We start from the raw sequence: 15,255 nt of genomic DNA, 5'->3' as shown, positions 1-15,255 counted from the left end.
CGGCCGGGTGACCACGCCTGACACGACCTCGATCCCGCACGCCCCGGACGCCCCCGCCGCGGGCGGCCCCGCCCACCGCTACACGCCGGCGCTCGCGGAGCAGATCGAGCTCAAGTGGCAGGAGCTCTGGGAGCAGCGCGGCACCTTCTTCGCCGCGAACCCCACGGGGGAGCTCACGGACGGCGACGGCAACGGCCCCGAGGGCGCGAGCCCGTACTTCATCATGGACATGTTCCCGTACCCGTCGGGCGCGGGCCTGCACGTGGGGCACCCCCTCGGGTACATCGCGACGGACGTCGTCGGGCGCTTCCGGCGCATGCGTGGCGAGAACGTGCTGCACGCGCTCGGGTACGACGCGTTCGGCCTGCCGGCCGAGCAGTACGCCGTGCAGACGGGCCAGCACCCGCGCGTGACGACCGAGGCGAACATCACGAACATGCGGCGCCAGCTGCGCCGCCTCGGCCTGGCGCACGACTCCCGTCGCACGTTCGCGACGATCGACCCCGACTACGTGCGCTGGACGCAGTGGATCTTCCTCCAGATCTTCGACTCCTGGTACGACGCCGACGCGCTGCGCCCCGACGGCGGCCGCGGCCGTGCGCGCCGCATCGCCGAGCTCGAGGCCGAGCTCGCCTCCGGTGCGCGGCCGGTGCCGGGCGACGTCGACGGTGTCGACGAAGGCGCGGACTGGGCGACGCTCACGCCGGAGCAGCGCCGCGCCGTCGTCGACTCCCAGCGCCTCGCGTACGTGGACGAGTCGCCGGTGAACTGGGCGCCCGGCCTGGGCACGGTCCTCGCGAACGAGGAGGTCACGGCCGACGGCCGCTCCGAGCGCGGCAACTTCCCGGTGTTCCAGCGCAGCCTGCGCCAGTGGAAGATGCGCATCACCGCGTACGCCGACCGCCTCGCCGACGACCTCGACCTCATCGACTGGCCCGAGAAGGTCACGGCGATGCAGCGCAACTGGATCGGTCGCAGCGAGGGCGCGCTCGTGCGGTTCGCCGTGCTCGGCACGCCCGACGGCGCGAACGACGCCGCAGCGGAGTCCGGCGGCGAGATCGAGGTCTTCACGACGCGACCCGACACGCTGTTCGGCGCGACGTTCATGGTCGTCTCGCCCGAGCACCCGCTGCTCGACGAGGTCCCGGCGCACTGGCCCGACGGCACCTCGAGCGCGTGGACGGGTGGGCACCGCTCGCCGGTCGAGGCGGTCGCCGCCTACCGCCGCGAGGCCGCCGCGAAGACGGCGGTCGAGCGCCAGGCCGACGCCGGCAAGAAGACGGGCGTGTTCACCGGGCACCTCGCGGTGAACCCCGTGAACGGCCAGACGATCCCCGTGTTCACCGCCGACTACGTCCTCATGGGCTACGGCACCGGCGCGATCATGGCCGTCCCGGGTGGCGACGAGCGCGACTTCGCGTTCGCCGAGGCGTTCGGGCTGCCGGTCGTGCGCACGGTCGAGCCCGCGGGCGGGCTGCCGGAGGACTTCACGGGCCCGTACACGGGCGACGGGGTCGCCGTCGGCTCGTCGAACGACGAGGTGTCGCTCGACGGCCTCGACGTGGCGGAGGCCAAGCGGCGCATCACCGAGTGGCTCGTCGGCAAGGGCCTCGGCGAGGGCACCACGACCTACCGCCTGCGCGACTGGCTGTTCAGCCGCCAGCGGTACTGGGGCGAGCCGTTCCCGATCGTGTGGGACGAGAACGACCAGCCCGTCGCGATCCCCGACGCCCTGCTGCCCGTCGACCTGCCCGACGTGCCCGACTACGCGCCGCGCACGTTCGACGCCGACGACGCCAACTCGTCGCCCGAGGCGCCGCTCGGCCGCAACGACGAGTGGGTCAACGTCACGCTCGACCTCGGTGACGGCCCGAAGCAGTACCGCCGAGACACCAACACCATGCCCAACTGGGCGGGGTCGTGCTGGTACTACCTGCGCTACCTCGACCCGCGGTGGGACGGCGGCGCGGAAGACGTCGTGGTCGACGAGGGGCTCGAGCGCTACTGGATGGGCCCGGAGCACAACCCGAGCGCGGGCCGCGCCGGGGGAGTGGACCTGTACGTCGGCGGCGTCGAGCACGCCGTCCTGCACCTGCTGTACGCGCGCTTCTGGCACAAGGTCCTCTACGACCTGGGCCACGTGACGAGCGTCGAGCCGTTCCACAAGCTCTTCAACCAGGGCTACGTCCAGGCGTACGCGTTCACCGACGCGCGCGGCCAGTACGTGCCGGCCGCCGAGGTCTCGGAGGAGCCCGCCTCCGACGGCTCGGGCGAGGTCGTGTACCGCTGGAACGGCGAGGTCGTGCAGCGCGAGTACGGCAAGATGGGCAAGTCGCTCAAGAACGTCGTGACGCCCGACGAGATGTACGCCGAGTACGGCGCCGACACGTTCCGCGTCTACGAGATGTCGATGGGCCCGCTGGACCTGTCGCGCCCGTGGGAGACGCGCGCCGTCGTCGGGTCGCAGCGGTTCCTCCAGCGGCTGTGGCGCAACGTCGTCTCCGAGGAGACGGGCGAGCTGACGGTCGTCGACGAGCCCGCCGACGCCGCGACCCTGCGTGCCGTGCATCGCGCCATCGCCGACGTGCAGGTCGAGATGGAGCACATGCGCCCCAACACGGCGATCGCGAAGCTCATCACGCTCAACAACCACCTGACGTCGCTCGACCGCGTGCCGCGCGAGGCCGTCGAGCCGCTCGTGCTCATGACCGCCCCGGTCGCCCCGCACATCGCGGAGGAGCTGTGGCAGCGCCTGGGCCACGAGCGCTCGCTCGCGCACGAGCCCTTCCCGACGGCCGACGAGCGCTACCTCGTCGAGGACACCGTGACGTGCGTCGTCCAGGTCAAGGGCAAGGTCCGCGCCCGCCTGGAGGTGCCGCCGTCGATCTCCGAGGAGGACCTGACGGCCGCCGCGCTGTCGGAGCCGAACGTCGTGCGCGCGATCGACGGCGCCGAGGTCCGCAAGGTCATCGTCCGCGCCCCGAAGCTGGTCAACATCGTCGTCTGACGCCCACCCCGACCCGCTGAGTGCATGAAATAGTCGCGTCCGAGGCTTTCGGGCGCGACTATTTCATGCACTCACGCGTCGGCCCGGTGCCAGACGGCGTCCCCTCGCCGCGCGCACGCGGCGCACCAGGCGCTCCGGGTGACGGAGAACGTCGTCGGCCGTCGCCGTGACGATGATCCAGCCGGCGTCCTCGAGGCTCTGCCGCCGCTCCACGTCACGCCGCCACGTCGCGGGGTCGGTCCGGTGGACGTCGCCGTCGTACTCGATCGCGATGCGCAGCTCGGGGTAGGAGAGGTCGGGCAGGGCGAGGAACCGACCGGCGCCGTCGTGCGCCGGGACGTTCACCTGCGGGCATGGCAGTCCCGCCTGGACGAGGAGAAGCCGCGTCCGGGTCTCCATGCTCGAGTCGGTCCCCGGCCGGACGAGGTCGATCGCCTCCCTGCACCGCACGATGCCGCGCATCTTGTACGTCACGTCCATGAGCCGGCGTAGTTCTCGCACGGTCGTGGCAGGGTCCTTTCGCCGGGTCATGGAGTCTGCGAGCACGACGACGTCGTCCGGCGGGAGCGTGTGGGAGAGGTGCAGCCAGGCCTGGCCTGGGGAGGTCACCGGGAGCCCGTGAGCGGTGGTCGTCTCCAGTGCACGCTGGCCGCAGAAGTGCGCGACGACGTTCGTCCGCTGCAGCCTCTGGTCGCGGCGCGGCGCCACGACGTGGATCCGGTGGTCGTCGGAGAGCCGCCAGGGCACCTCGATCCCGAGCAGCCGGAGCGCCGTGACGTGGCTGAACGCCGCGCCGTCGGGCAGGACCCTGGCCGCAGCCCTGCACACGTCGAGGACGGACACGAGGCTCCCGCGCGGGACCCGCACCCCGGCGAACGGTGCCTCGAGCGAGGGGCTGCGCAGCGACGCGGGCGTCATCCCGAAGGTCTGCGCCGTGCGCGTACGGAAGGGGCCGGTCGGGCTCTGCCTGGTCACCATGCCGACCGAGGATGCCGCCCGCTGCGACCCAGCGAAACCCCGGCCCCCGCGGCTGTGGACAACCACACCGTGAGTGCATCAAATAGTCGCGCTCACCAGGCCCCGGACGCGACTATTTCATGCACTCAGCGGGTCAAGGTCAGGGTCAGCGGCGGCGGGTGCCGAAGATGGTGCGGGTGAGCTCGCGGCCGAGCTGGGTGCCGGCCGAGCGGAGGAACGAGTCGAGCGGGCTCGACGACCGCGACGACCCGCCCGACCCCGAGCGGCTCTTCGCCGCGTCGCGCTCGAGCTTCGCGCGCATCTTCTCGAGCTCGGCCTGCTCCTTCTTGGCCGCGCGCTCGGCCTCCTTGGCGGCCTCCTTCGCCGCCTTCTCCTGGGCCACCGCCTCGGCCTCGGCGGCCGCAGCCGCAGCCCGCGCGGCCGCCTGCTCCTGCACGCGCACCTGGAGCAGCTCGAACGCGGACTCGTTGTCGACCGCCGTCCCGTAGCGCGCGAACCCCGGCGACGCCGCGACGATCCCGTCGAGCACGGGCGCGGGCGCCGGCTCCATCGACGACTGCGGCGCCCGCACGCGGGTCCAGGCCACCGGGGTCGGCGCGCCCTTCTCCGTGAGGACCGTGACGACGGCCTCACCCGTGCCGAGCGACTGGAGCAGGCGTTCGAGGTCGTACGGCGAGGTCGGATAGGTGCGCACGGCCGCTCGCAGGGCCGCGGCGTCGTCGGGCGTGAAGGCGCGCAGCGCGTGCTGGACCCGGTTGCCGAGCTGCGCGAGCACGTCCGCGGGGACGTCCTTGGGGCTCTGCGTCACGAAGAACACGCCGACGCCCTTCGACCGCACGAGCCGCACCGTCTGCACGACCTGCTGGAGGAACTCCTTCGACGCGCCCGTGAACAGCAGGTGCGCCTCGTCGAAGAAGAACACGAGCTTCGGCTTCTCCGCGTCCCCGACCTCGGGCAGCTCCTGGAACAGGTCGGCGAGCAGCCACATGAGAAAGGTCGAGAACAGCGCCGGCCGGTCCTGCACCGCGGGGAGCTCGAGCGCCGAGATCACGCCCCGCCCGTCGGGTGCCACCCGCAGCAGCTCCGACGTCGCGAACGCCGGCTCGCCGAAGAACACGTCCGCGCCCTGCGCCTGGAGAGCGACGATCTCGCGCAGGATGACGCCCGCCGTCGCGCTGGACACCCCGCCGATGCCCTTGAGCTCCGCCTTGCCCTCGTCCGACGTGAGGTAGGCGATCGTCGACTGGAGGTCCTTGAGGTCGAGCAGCGCGAGCCCCTGGGAGTCGGCCCAGTGGAAGATCAGCCCGAGGCTCGACTCCTGCGTCTCGTTGAGCCCGAGGACCTTGGAGAGCAGGAGCGGTCCGAAGTCCGTGACGGTCGTGCGGATCGGCACACCGGCCCCGAGCCCGCCGAGCGAGTAGAACTCGACGGGGAAGGTCGTCGGGCTCCAGGTCTGCCCGATCGACGCCGAGCGCTCCACGATCTTCTCGTTCGACTCGCCGGGTACGGCGAGCCCGGACAGGTCGCCCTTGACGTCCGCGAGGAACACGGGCACGCCCGCGGTCGACAGTCCCTCCGCCATGCCCTGGAGCGTCTTCGTCTTGCCGGTCCCGGTCGCGCCTGCGACGAGCCCGTGCCGGTTGAGCATGCTCAGGGCGAACCCCACCTGCACGTCGGCGCGCGGCGTCGGGTCGGAGCCCGCCTCGCCCTCGAGCAGCGCGCCGAGCGCGAGCGTGGCGCCCCGGTACGCGTAGCCGGCCGCGACCTCGGCGGCGTAGCCCTCGGTCTGCCCGGCGCCCGACGGCGCAGCCTCCTCCGCGGGCTCGCCCGCCTCCGCGCTCGGCTCGGTGCCCGACGGCGCCGCCTCCTCACGCGAGCCGCTCGCCTCGGTGCTGTCAGCGGCCTCGGCAGAGTCAGCGGTCCCGGGAGCGGCGTCCGTCCGTGCTGCCGCCTCCGCGGCCTCCAGGGCCGCCTGCGCGGCGACGGCCTTGGCCTCGGCGGCCTCCGCGGCGGCCTGCGCGGCAGCCGCGCGCAGGGCGGCGAGCTCGGTCGGGGACTGTGCGGCGTCGTCGGCCATGCTCGGATCGTAGGGGCGGCACCGCGCGGGCGCAGCCGGGCCGGGATGCGCGACGGCCCGCGCGCGCCGTAAGGTGGCGCGGCCATGACCGACCACCGCGTGCACGTCGTCACCGACTCGACGGCGTCCCTCCCGCTCGTCCCCGACGAGCGGCTCCGCTCCGTCCCGCTGCACGTGATCGTCGACGACGTGTCCTCGCTCGAAGGAGTGGGACTCACCGCCGAGGACGTGGCGGCGCACCTCCAGGCCGGTCGTCGTGTCACGACCTCGCAGCCGACGCCGCGTGCCTTTGCCGAGGCGTACGCCGCGGCCGCCGCCGCGGGGGCGCGGGAGATCGTCTCCGTCCACCTCTCGGGCGAGCTGTCGGGCACGGTGCACGCGGCCGCGCTCGCCGCGGCGGACGCACCGGTCCCGGTGCGGGTCGTGGACTCCCGGACCGTCGCGATGGGGCTGGGCTTCGCGGCACAGGCCGCCGCCCGGGCCGCGGCGGCGGGGGAGGGCACCGACGTCGTCGCGCGGCGCGCGATCGAGGTCGCCGACGCGAGCCGCGCCGTGTTCCTCGTCGACTCTCTCGACCATCTCCGTCGTGGCGGCCGACTCAGCGCGGCGTCGGCGGCACTGGGGACGGTGCTCGGCGTGCGGCCGCTGCTGGCGGTCCGGGACGGGAAGATCGAGGTCGTGCAGAAGGTCCGGACCAAGGCCGCGGCGGTCGAGCGCCTGACGACGGTCGCGGTCGAGTCCGCCGCGCGTCGCACGCGGCCGGCGCTCGCGGTCCATCACGTGGGGGACGATGTCGGCGCGCACCGGCTCGCGTCCGAGCTGACCGCTCGCACGGGTCTGGACGTCGTGGTGACCCCGGTGAGCGCGGTGCTCGGGGCGCACGTCGGACCGGGTGTGCTCGCGGTCGTCGTCGCGGAGCTCGCGGACCGCGGCTCAGGCGTCGAGGGCCGCTCGACCGCGCACTGAGCCCCGTCGCCCCGGCCACCCACGGGAGGGCCCCGCTGGTCCTGGCCGTGCACAGCACCGCTCGCGGACGGTCTCGTCCACAGGTGCGCCCGGCGCCCAGGCCCCGCCCTGCCAGACCTCCGTACGGTGCGCGACGTGAGCACCCCACGACCCGAGCCGCGTCAGCACGCCCGTCCCGCCCGTGACCCCGTCCGGGAGGGAGCGGTCGTCCGGCAGCGTCTGCGCGCGGTGACCGGGACGGGGCGTCCAGCGCTCACCTGGCACCCGGCGACCGCGACCCTGCCGCTGGTCGGACCACCGGCCGACCCCGACGCCGCGCCCGACGTCGGTCCGTGGCCGGGCGTTCTGGGGACGCCGGCGCTCGGTCCCGTGGACGACGGCGCGGCATCCGCACCCGGCGGAGAGGCGACCGGAGTCCGGGGAGAGCCGCCGCCCGAGCCCGAGGGGGGTGATCGCCGCGGACGCGGTCGTGCGCGGGAGTCGGCCGACACGGCCACGGGTTGGCTCCCGCCGCGTCCCGACGTGGACGAGAGCGGGCGCGCGGCCGTCGCGGGGGACGCCGGGACGGACGACGCCGGGCTCGCCCGCCCCGCGAGTCCGGGCGACGTGGCGGTCGACCACCTGCGGTCCCGCGCAGCCCGCACCGCGACGACGGCGTACACCGCGACGTACGGGCACCCCACGTCGCACGCGGGGTTCGCCGGGCTCGACGAGGAGGGGCGCCGTCGGTGGGCTCTGCGGCCCCGGACGGCGGTGGCCGCCCTGGTGGTCGTGCTCCTCCTCGCGGCCGGGGTCGTGCTGCTGCGGTCCCCGGCCGGAGGGGTCACTCCGGTCGCGCCGCTCGACGCGACGACGGCCGGCGGTCCGGCGACGGGACCGGACGCGGAGTCCGTCACCGTGGCGGGCGCCGGCGCGACGACCGACCGCGGGGCTGCGGAGCCGGCCGGAGCCGACGTCGGGGGAGCGGGCACCGAGGCCGAGGGAGCGCCGTCGGCCGGGGTGGTCGTGCACGTCGTGGGTCAGGTCGCCACGCCGGGCCTCGTGACCGTCCCCGCCGACGCCCGGGTCGCGGACGCGCTCGAGGCGGCCGGTGGGGCGACCGCTGAGGCCGACCTCGCCGCGCTGAACCTCGCCCGGACCGTGACGGACGGCGAGCAGATCGTCGTCCCACGACCCGGCGAGGCGGTGCCCGCCGCGGGGTCGGCACCCCCTGCGGCCGGGTCCACCGCGGGCGGAGCGGTGGACCTCAACGCGGCCGACGCCGCGGCGCTCGACGCGCTGCCCGGGATCGGGCCCGTGCTCGCCGAGCGCATCGTCGCGTGGCGGGAGGAGAACGGTCCGTTCACGACGGTCGACGAGCTCGGCGAGGTGAGCGGGATCGGGCCCGCCGTCCTCGCGGACGTGCGCGACCTCGTCCGCGTGTGACCGACCTGCGGCTCGTCCCGGCGGCGCTCGCGGCCTGGGGGACGGCGTTCCTCGCGGCGGGCGCGGAACCGGTGGCGGTCCTGCGCGGTGCGTCGCTCACGGTCGTGCTGCTGGGCGTCGTGCTCGGCGGGGTGCTGCTCGGCGCGCGACGAGCCCGTCGCGGGACGGCGGCAGGCCCGGGAACCGCCACGTCTCCGGGCGCCGCGCGCGTGCCGTCGGGGCCGGGAGACCGACGACGCCCGTCGGGCCCGGGCTGGCCCGACCGGACGGGCCCGACCGGACGTGTGCTGGGACAGGTCGCCCTGGTGGTCGCGTGCGTGGCGGCGGTGCTCCTGTCCGCGGGCGCGCAGCTCGTCGACCGGCAGTCGCTCGCCGAGCTGGCCGGCCAGGGTGCGACGGCGACGGTCACCGCGACCGTGCGCTCCGCCGTCGTGCCGCGGTCGAACCCGTGGTCGGGCGCCACCGACCGCCACGAGGTACGCGTCTCCCTGCACGACCTCACTGCGCGTGGCGTGACGACCGCGTCGGCGGGCACCGTCGTCGTCACCGGGACCGGCGACGGGTGGGAGGACCTCCCGTACGGGGCGTCCGTCGTGGCGACGGGCCGGCTCGTCGTCCAGGGCGACCGGACGATGCTCCGGACGGAGGGCCCGCCGCGGGTCGTCGAGCCACCGGGCGCGTTCCTGCGCGGCGTGCACGCGATGCGCCGCGGGCTCCTCGACGCGACCGAGGGCCTGAGCCCGCAGGCGCGCGGGCTCGTCCCGGGCGTGGCGGTCGGCGACACCTCACGGCTCGACCCCCTGCTCGACGAGGCGATGCGGACGACGTCGCTCACGCACGTCACCGCCGTGTCCGGCGGGCACTTCGCGATCGTCGTGGCCTGCGTGGCCGGGCTGTGCGTCCTCGCCCGTGCGCCCCGCTGGGCGCGCGTGGTGGTCACGGGTGCGGCCATGGTGGGCTTCGTCGTGCTCGTCCACCCGGAGGCCAGCGTGCTGCGGGCGGCCGCGATGGGCGCCGTCGGGGTGGTCGGCATCGCGCTCGGCAGGCCGTCGCGCGCGGTGGCCGCCCTCGCGGCCGGGGTGGTCGTGCTGCTCGTCCTCGACCCCGGTCTCGCCCGCTCGTACGGCTTCGTGCTCTCGGTCGCGGCGACGGCCGGGCTCGCGCTCCTCACGACGCCTCTCGCCCGCCGGATGGCGCCGTGGTGCGGGCGGACCGTCGCGCACGTGGTCGCGGTGCCCGTCGCCGCCCAGGCCGCGTGCGCCCCGGTGCTCGTCCTGCTCGACCCGAGCGTGAGCACCTGGTCCGTCCCTGCCAACCTGCTCGCCGCCCCGGCGCTCGGTCCCGCGACCGTCCTGGGCGTCCTCGCCACCCTGGTCGCGCCGTGGTGGCCCGGCGCGGCGACGGCGCTCGGGTGGGCCGCCGGGATCTTCACCGGGTGGATAGCCGGCGTCGCGGAGGCGTTCGCGGGTCTCCCCGGCGCGCGGCTTCCCTGGCCGGGAGGCGTCGGTGGGCTGGTCCTGCTCGCGCTCGGGACCGTCGTGCTGCTCGCCGTCGTGCTCCGCTCGCGCGCGCTGCGCGAGGCCGGAGAGCGGCGCGCCGTCCGGCGAGCGTCGTCGCCGCCCCTGCGCGACCGAGTCGCCCGGGCGGTCCGGGACACCCGGCGCCGGTGGTCCCGCGGTCGCCGAGACGGCGGCTGGCCCGGCACGCCGAGGAAGCCGCGCCGGTCCCCGGGACAGGTCGTGGCCGGTGCGTTCGCGGCCGTGGGCCTGGTGGTGCTCGTCGTCGTGCTCGTGCGCCCGCTCGTCGTGACGGCCGGTCCGGTGCCGCAGGACTGGGCCGTGGTCGCGTGCGACGTCGGGCAGGGCGACGCCCTCGTGCTGCGCTCCGGGCCCCGGTCGGCGGTGGTCGTGGACGTGGGGCCACCGGGAGCCGCGGCGGGCGACTGCCTCGCCCGGCTCGGCGTCGACCGGGTCGACCTCCTCGTCCTCAGCCACTTCCACGCCGACCACGTGGGCGGTCTCGACGCCGTGCTGCGGGGCCGCACGGTCGTGCGCGCCCTCGTGACCGAGACGGCCGATCCTCCGGAGCAGGCCGAGCGCACGCTCGCCGCACTCACGGACGCGGGCGTCCCGGTCCAGGTCGCACAGCCGGGCGCCACCGGCAGCTCGGGCGGCATCGACGACGTGGACGGTCGTCACGACGCCGGCGCGACCGGAGACCCCGGCGCCGGCGGTGTGCGGTGGGAGGTGCTCCAGGCCGGCGTGGGCGGCGCGCCGTCGAGCGCCGCGCGCCCGAGCACGGCACCTACCGCCGGCGCGGAGTCCGACGGCGGTGCGAACGACGCGAGCGTGGCGCTCCTCCTGCACGTGGCGGGGATGGACGTCGTCGCGCTCGGCGACCTGGAGGACGCCGGCCAGGCGGCGCTCGCCCGGACCCTCGCGCGGCGCGGCTCCGGCCCGGTCGACGTCGTCAAGGTCGCGCACCACGGCTCGGCGACGCAGTCCGACCGCCTCGCCGAGCTGCTCTCCCCGACGGTCGCGCTCGTCAGCTCGGGGGAGAACACCTACGGGCACCCGACCGACCGGGCCCTCGACCTCTACCGGGGCGTCGGCGCGACGGTACTGCGGACGGACACCTGCGGGACGTTCGCGCTCGTCGTGCGTGACGACGTCCTTGCCGCCGCAGGCTGCGGCTGACGCGGCCGGAGCGTCCCGGCCACGGGAAGCATGCCGCCCGTACCGGGGGCGGACGGAGCCAGGGGATCCCGGGGGGCCGTGGGAGCCGGGGTCCGGCGAGCCAGGTGCGTCAGGACGTGCCGGCGTTATCGCGCGGTGGGTGGCTCGTGGGAGGCTGGTGCCATGCCCGCGCCGACCCGTACAGCCCGCCCGTCCGCCGGCCCGTCGCTCGCGTGGGACGACGTCCGGATCGCGCCGGTCGTGCTGGTGCAGGGACCCGAGTCGCTCCTTGCCGAGCGCGCCGTGGACGCGATCGTCGGGCTCGCGCGCGAGCGGGACCCGGAGGTCGAGAAGGTCACGATGGAGGGGGCGACCTACCAGGCGGGCATGCTCACGGTCGCTGCGAGCCCGTCGCTGTTCGGTGAGGCCAAGGTCGTGGTGATCGAGGGGACGGAGGCGGCGACCGACGCGCTCGTCGCCGACGTCGTGGACTACGTCCCGACGGCCGACCCGGAGACGACCGTCGTCGTCGTGCACGGGGGCGGCGTGCGCGGCAAGCGCATGCTCGACGCGATCAAGGCGAGCGGCGCGCCGGTCGTCGCGGTCGAGGCGATCAAGAAGGACTCCGACAAGACCGCGTTCGTCACCGCCGAGTTCCGCCGTGCTCGCCGTCGCATCGACGCGTCGGGGGTGCGTGCGCTCGTCGAGGCGGTCGGCAACGATCTCCGCGAGCTCGCCGCCGCGTGCAGCCAGCTCGTCACCGACACGGACGGCACCGTCAGCGAGGCCGTCGTGGACCGCTACTACGGCGGCCGGGTCGAGGCGACCGGCTTCCGCGTCGCGGACGCGGCCGTCGCCGGGAACGCGGGGGAGGCCGTCGCGCTCCTGCGCCACGCGCTCGCGACCGGTGCCGACCCGGTGCCGCTCGTCGCCGCGCTCGCGATGAAGCTGCGCGCGCTCGCGAAGGTCGGCGCGATGCGCGGCCGCGGCGGCATCGCCGCCAAGGACCTCGGACTCGCCCCCTGGCAGGTCGACCGCGCACGCCGCGAGCTCGCGGGGTGGACGCCGGAAGGGCTCGCGACGGCGATCAGCGCCGTCGCGCAGGCCGACGCCGAGGTCAAGGGCGCGGGGAGGGACCCGGTGTTCGCCGTCGAGCGGGCCGTCCTCACCATCGCCCGCGCCCACGGTCGCTGAGAGGCCGAGCGGCTGAAGTTCCGTCAGCGCCGGCCCCGGGGCGACATCCACCGTCCCGTACTTCCTCGGCACGGCTCTCGACAGCCTGGAGCTCTCCCTCGCACGAGCCGGGCTCTCGCACGCGCACGCACGGAGGGGCGCCGACCCGTGCGGGTCGGCGCCCCTCCGTGGGAAGCCTGTGCGGCCGTCGTGACGTTCAGCGTGTCACGTCAGCGCGGGCGAACCGTGCGCTCAGAGAGCGTTGACGGCCTTCGCGATGGCCGACTTGCGGTTCGCGGCCTGGTTCGCGTGGATGACGCCCTTCGAGACGGCCTTGTCGAGCTTGCGCGACGCAGCCTGGAGCGCGGTGCTCGCCGCGTCCTTGTCGCCCGCGGCGACGGCCTCGCGCACGCGGCGCACGTACGTCTTGAGCTCGGACTTGACCGCCTTGTTGCGCAGGCGAGCCTTCTCGTTCGTACGGATGCGCTTGATCTGGGACTTGATGTTTGCCACGTGTGGACTCTCTGGTTCTGTTCGCCGGAGCGAGCGGATAGGTCGTAGAGGGCGGCTCCAGCTCCGGGACTGGGGTGGGGAACCCGTGGAGAGGTGCTGGGGCTGTGCCCGCCGACCTGGGCGGACACGCGACCACCAAGACTACCAGCGGTCGTGCCCCGAACTCCAATCCGCAGGTGTTCCCGCCGGACGACGCCACGAGGTCGCCGCGTCGCCTCCCCTGTCGGGCTCCCGGTCCGCGGGGTCAGCGGTGCTGCGAGATGCCCGCCACCACGCGGTCGAAGACGTCGCGCCGCACCACGGCGCCCTCGCGCCGCACCGCGCCGGGGTCGACGCGGAGCACACGGTCCAGCCGGACCTCGCTGTCGCGGCCCTGGGCGTCCCACGGGCCCGACCCGATGTCGAGCCAGTAGCGACCCCACCGGGCCTCGTCGCGCGCGTCGCGCGAGTGGTCCTTGCTCGTGAGCATGACGCCCAGCAGCCAGTCGCCGTCGGACCCGACGAGCAGGACGGGCCGGTCCTTGCCCTGCGAGAAGTTCTCCTCGAAGGGCACCCAGGTCCAGACGATCTCCCCGGGGTCCGGGTCGCCGTCGAGCCGCGGCGCGTACTGCGCGCGCACGCGACCCTCGTAGTCGCCGGGGTACGCGCCGGGCCGCCCGCCGCCCGCTCCCGACCGCGCCGGTGCACCGGGCCGGGCAGGGGCCGTCGGGCGTGGACCCGGGCGCGGGGACGGCGTCCGGCCCGACGGCTTCCGCTCCCTCCCTGGCGCGCGCGTCGCCGCGGTGCCCGTGCCGCCCTGCGAGCCCTGCGACGAGCGCGTGAGCCCGGAGACGACGGCGCGAGCCGCGTCGGTGAGTAGTCCCAGCCATCGGTTGCGTGCCACGCGCGCACCCTACCGGGCGTGCCTCACCGTGGTCAGGGCGGTCAGGGCGGTCAGGGCGGTCAGGGCGGTCAGGGCGGTCAGGGCGTGAGGTGCGCGGCGAGCGCGGCGGCCAGCGCGTCGGCGTCGCCGTCCACGACCACGCCGGCCGCGGCAGGTGCGAGCCGTCCCCACAGCAGGAGCGCGAGCTCGCGCGCGGGTGCTGACGCCGTCGCTGCCGGCGCACCGTCGCCGAGCACCCACGACCGTCCGGCGTCGGTGGCTCGCAGCGCGACGGGCACGGCGAGCGGCCCCGCTCGGCCGAGGCGGACCTGGCGAGGCGCCATGACCGTGACGACCTCGTCCACGGTGTCCGCCCAGACCACGGGCTCGACGTCGTCCACCGCGGAGCCGCCGGCGGCGCGCAGGTCGTGCAGGTGCACGAGCGCCTCGTGCGTCTGCCGGCGGTGCCAGAAGCGCACCGTCGAGGCCGGGTCGTCCGGTGCGAGGAGCGTCCATGCCGCGGCGTCCGGGTCGAGCGCGGCGAGCGTCGCGCGCAGCTCCGCCGCGTGCTCGGCGTAGAACGGAGCGAGGTCGAACGGGCCGGGCCCGAGCGGCGTCTCCTGCTGGCGCCGAGCCTGCGCGGCCGCCCAGTGGTGGACGCTCCCGACGTGCTCGACCAGGTCGCGGACCCGCCACCCGGCGCACGCCGGGACCGGCGTGCCCGGGTCGGCGTCGCGGATCCCGGCGAGGAACGCGTCCTGGAGGCGGGACAGCAGCGCGAGGTGGTCGAGGGCGTCGTCCATGGCGGGAGTATGCCCGCGGCGGACGGGCGGCGTCAGTGCCGACGCGGGTCTCGGCCGTACGAACCCTCCGTCGGACCGCTCAGCCGGCGAGGACGGCGTCCACCTCGCGCAGGAAGTCGTCGAGGTCGCCGGGGTTGCGCGACGTGACGAGCGTGTAGCCGTCGTCGTCCCGCACGACGGGACGGTCGACCCAGGCGCCGCCCGCGTTGAGCACGTCGGTCTCGAGCGACGGGTAGCTCGTGAGGGTCTTGCCCTCGACGGCCGCCGCCTCGACGAGCGCCCAGGGGCCGTGGCAGATCGCCGCGACGGGCTTGCCCGCGGTCGTGAACGCGCGCACGAGGCTCACGGCGGCGTCCTGGAGGCGCAGCGCGTCGGCGTTGATCGTGCCGCCGGGCACGAGCAGCAGGTCGTACTCGGCGGGGTCGGCGTCGGCGTGCGTGAGCGTCGGGGTGACGGTGCGGCCGGTGTCCTTGTCGTCCACGAGGGTCTGCACGTCGTCGGCCGACACGGCCGCGACGTCGACCTCCACCCCTTCGCCGCGCAGGTGCTCGAGCGGGACCACGAGCTCGTCCTGCTCGACGCCGTAGTTCGTCACGATCGCCAGCACGCGACGGCCGCCGGGGCGGCCGGAGGTCCGGTGCGCGGTGTCCTGGGCCATGAGCGCTCCTCTCGTCACCGGGCGGCCGGTGCCGCCGGGACCTCCACGCTAGGTCGGTGCGCGGCGCCCCGCAGGGCGGGCGGGTGCGCGACGCCGGACGTGGGACAATGGACGTTCC

Annotated in this window: 11 protein-coding genes; 5 read left to right on the top strand and 6 right to left on the bottom strand. The window is 75.3% G+C overall.

What is annotated here, in order from left to right:
• Positions 1 to 7: 7 nt before the first annotated feature.
• On the top strand, positions 8 to 3,007 hold the full coding sequence (leuS, locus tag ACN9MS_RS13165; protein ID WP_426308996.1) for a leucine--tRNA ligase: 3,000 nt from the start codon (positions 8 to 10) through the stop codon (positions 3,005 to 3,007).
• A gap of 63 nt (positions 3,008 to 3,070) precedes the next feature.
• Here leuS and ACN9MS_RS13160 read toward each other — a convergent pair whose 3' ends face one another.
• Together ACN9MS_RS13160 and ACN9MS_RS13155 are read right to left on the bottom strand one after the other, a co-directional pair.
• Positions 3,071 to 3,985, bottom strand: coding sequence for a hypothetical protein (locus tag ACN9MS_RS13160; RefSeq protein ID WP_426308995.1), 915 nt, complete (start codon positions 3,983 to 3,985; stop codon positions 3,071 to 3,073).
• A gap of 145 nt (positions 3,986 to 4,130) precedes the next feature.
• Entirely contained in the window at positions 4,131 to 6,062 is a 1,932-nt protein-coding gene (locus ACN9MS_RS13155) for a helicase HerA-like domain-containing protein (protein ID WP_426308994.1), read from the bottom strand.
• A gap of 84 nt (positions 6,063 to 6,146) precedes the next feature.
• Between ACN9MS_RS13155 and ACN9MS_RS13150 the strand changes: the two genes are divergently transcribed.
• The 4 genes from ACN9MS_RS13150 (at position 6,147) to holA (ending at position 12,322) form a co-directional block, all read left to right on the top strand.
• Positions 6,147 to 7,028, top strand: coding sequence for a DegV family protein (locus ACN9MS_RS13150; RefSeq protein WP_426308993.1), 882 nt, complete (start codon positions 6,147 to 6,149; stop codon positions 7,026 to 7,028).
• 522 nt (positions 7,029 to 7,550) lie between these two features.
• Positions 7,551 to 8,453: a ComEA family DNA-binding protein gene (locus tag ACN9MS_RS13145; protein ID WP_426308992.1), complete on the top strand. Its 903-nt coding sequence runs from the start codon at positions 7,551 to 7,553 to the stop codon at positions 8,451 to 8,453.
• Positions 8,450 to 11,149 carry a ComEC/Rec2 family competence protein gene (locus ACN9MS_RS13140; RefSeq protein WP_426308991.1) on the top strand — a complete coding sequence of 900 codons (2,700 nt, stop codon included), beginning with the start codon at positions 8,450 to 8,452 and terminating at the stop codon, positions 11,147 to 11,149. The genes ACN9MS_RS13145 and ACN9MS_RS13140 overlap by 4 nt, the downstream gene beginning before the upstream one ends.
• A 162-nt stretch (positions 11,150 to 11,311) precedes the next feature.
• Positions 11,312 to 12,322: a DNA polymerase III subunit delta gene (holA, locus tag ACN9MS_RS13135; RefSeq protein ID WP_426308990.1), complete on the top strand. Its 1,011-nt coding sequence runs from the start codon at positions 11,312 to 11,314 to the stop codon at positions 12,320 to 12,322.
• A 231-nt stretch (positions 12,323 to 12,553) separates the two neighbouring features.
• Here the strand turns inward: holA and rpsT are convergent, their stop codons facing one another.
• The 4 genes from rpsT to ACN9MS_RS13115 form a co-directional block, all read right to left on the bottom strand.
• Positions 12,554 to 12,814, bottom strand: a complete 261-nt coding sequence (gene rpsT / locus ACN9MS_RS13130) for a 30S ribosomal protein S20 (protein ID WP_047232984.1) — start codon at positions 12,812 to 12,814, stop codon at positions 12,554 to 12,556.
• Between the two features lie 244 nt (positions 12,815 to 13,058).
• Entirely contained in the window at positions 13,059 to 13,697 is a 639-nt protein-coding gene (locus ACN9MS_RS13125) for a type II toxin-antitoxin system PemK/MazF family toxin (protein WP_426308989.1), read from the bottom strand.
• Between the two features lie 77 nt (positions 13,698 to 13,774).
• A complete protein-coding gene (locus tag ACN9MS_RS13120) occupies positions 13,775 to 14,479 on the bottom strand; it encodes a maleylpyruvate isomerase family mycothiol-dependent enzyme (protein ID WP_426308988.1) in 705 nt (234 codons plus the stop codon).
• Between the two features lie 79 nt (positions 14,480 to 14,558).
• Positions 14,559 to 15,137 carry a type 1 glutamine amidotransferase domain-containing protein gene (locus ACN9MS_RS13115; RefSeq protein WP_426308987.1) on the bottom strand — a complete coding sequence of 193 codons (579 nt, stop codon included), beginning with the start codon at positions 15,135 to 15,137 and terminating at the stop codon, positions 14,559 to 14,561.
• Positions 15,138 to 15,255: the final 118 nt, after the last annotated feature.

Source organism: Cellulosimicrobium sp. E-16, from assembly GCF_049913115.1.
Taxonomy (GTDB): Bacteria; Actinomycetota; Actinomycetes; order Actinomycetales; family Cellulomonadaceae; genus Cellulosimicrobium.
The sequence above is the reverse complement of the archived record's forward strand: the minus strand, read 5'-3'. Positions and strand labels throughout refer to the sequence as shown.

Bases quoted from the DNA above. Each gene is read 5' to 3' on its own strand.
- ACN9MS_RS13155 (WP_426308994.1), bottom strand. From the start codon at position 6,062: ATGGCCGACGACGCCGCACAGTCCCCGACCGAGCTCGCCGCCCTGCGC.
- ACN9MS_RS13160 (WP_426308995.1), bottom strand. From the start codon at position 3,985: ATGGTGACCAGGCAGAGCCCGACCGGCCCCTTCCGTACGCGCACGGCG.
- ACN9MS_RS13150 (WP_426308993.1), top strand. From the start codon at position 6,147: ATGACCGACCACCGCGTGCACGTCGTCACCGACTCGACGGCGTCCCTC.
- ACN9MS_RS13115 (WP_426308987.1), bottom strand. From the start codon at position 15,137: ATGGCCCAGGACACCGCGCACCGGACCTCCGGCCGCCCCGGCGGCCGT.
- ACN9MS_RS13120 (WP_426308988.1), bottom strand. From the start codon at position 14,479: ATGGACGACGCCCTCGACCACCTCGCGCTGCTGTCCCGCCTCCAGGAC.
- holA (WP_426308990.1), top strand. From the start codon at position 11,312: ATGCCCGCGCCGACCCGTACAGCCCGCCCGTCCGCCGGCCCGTCGCTC.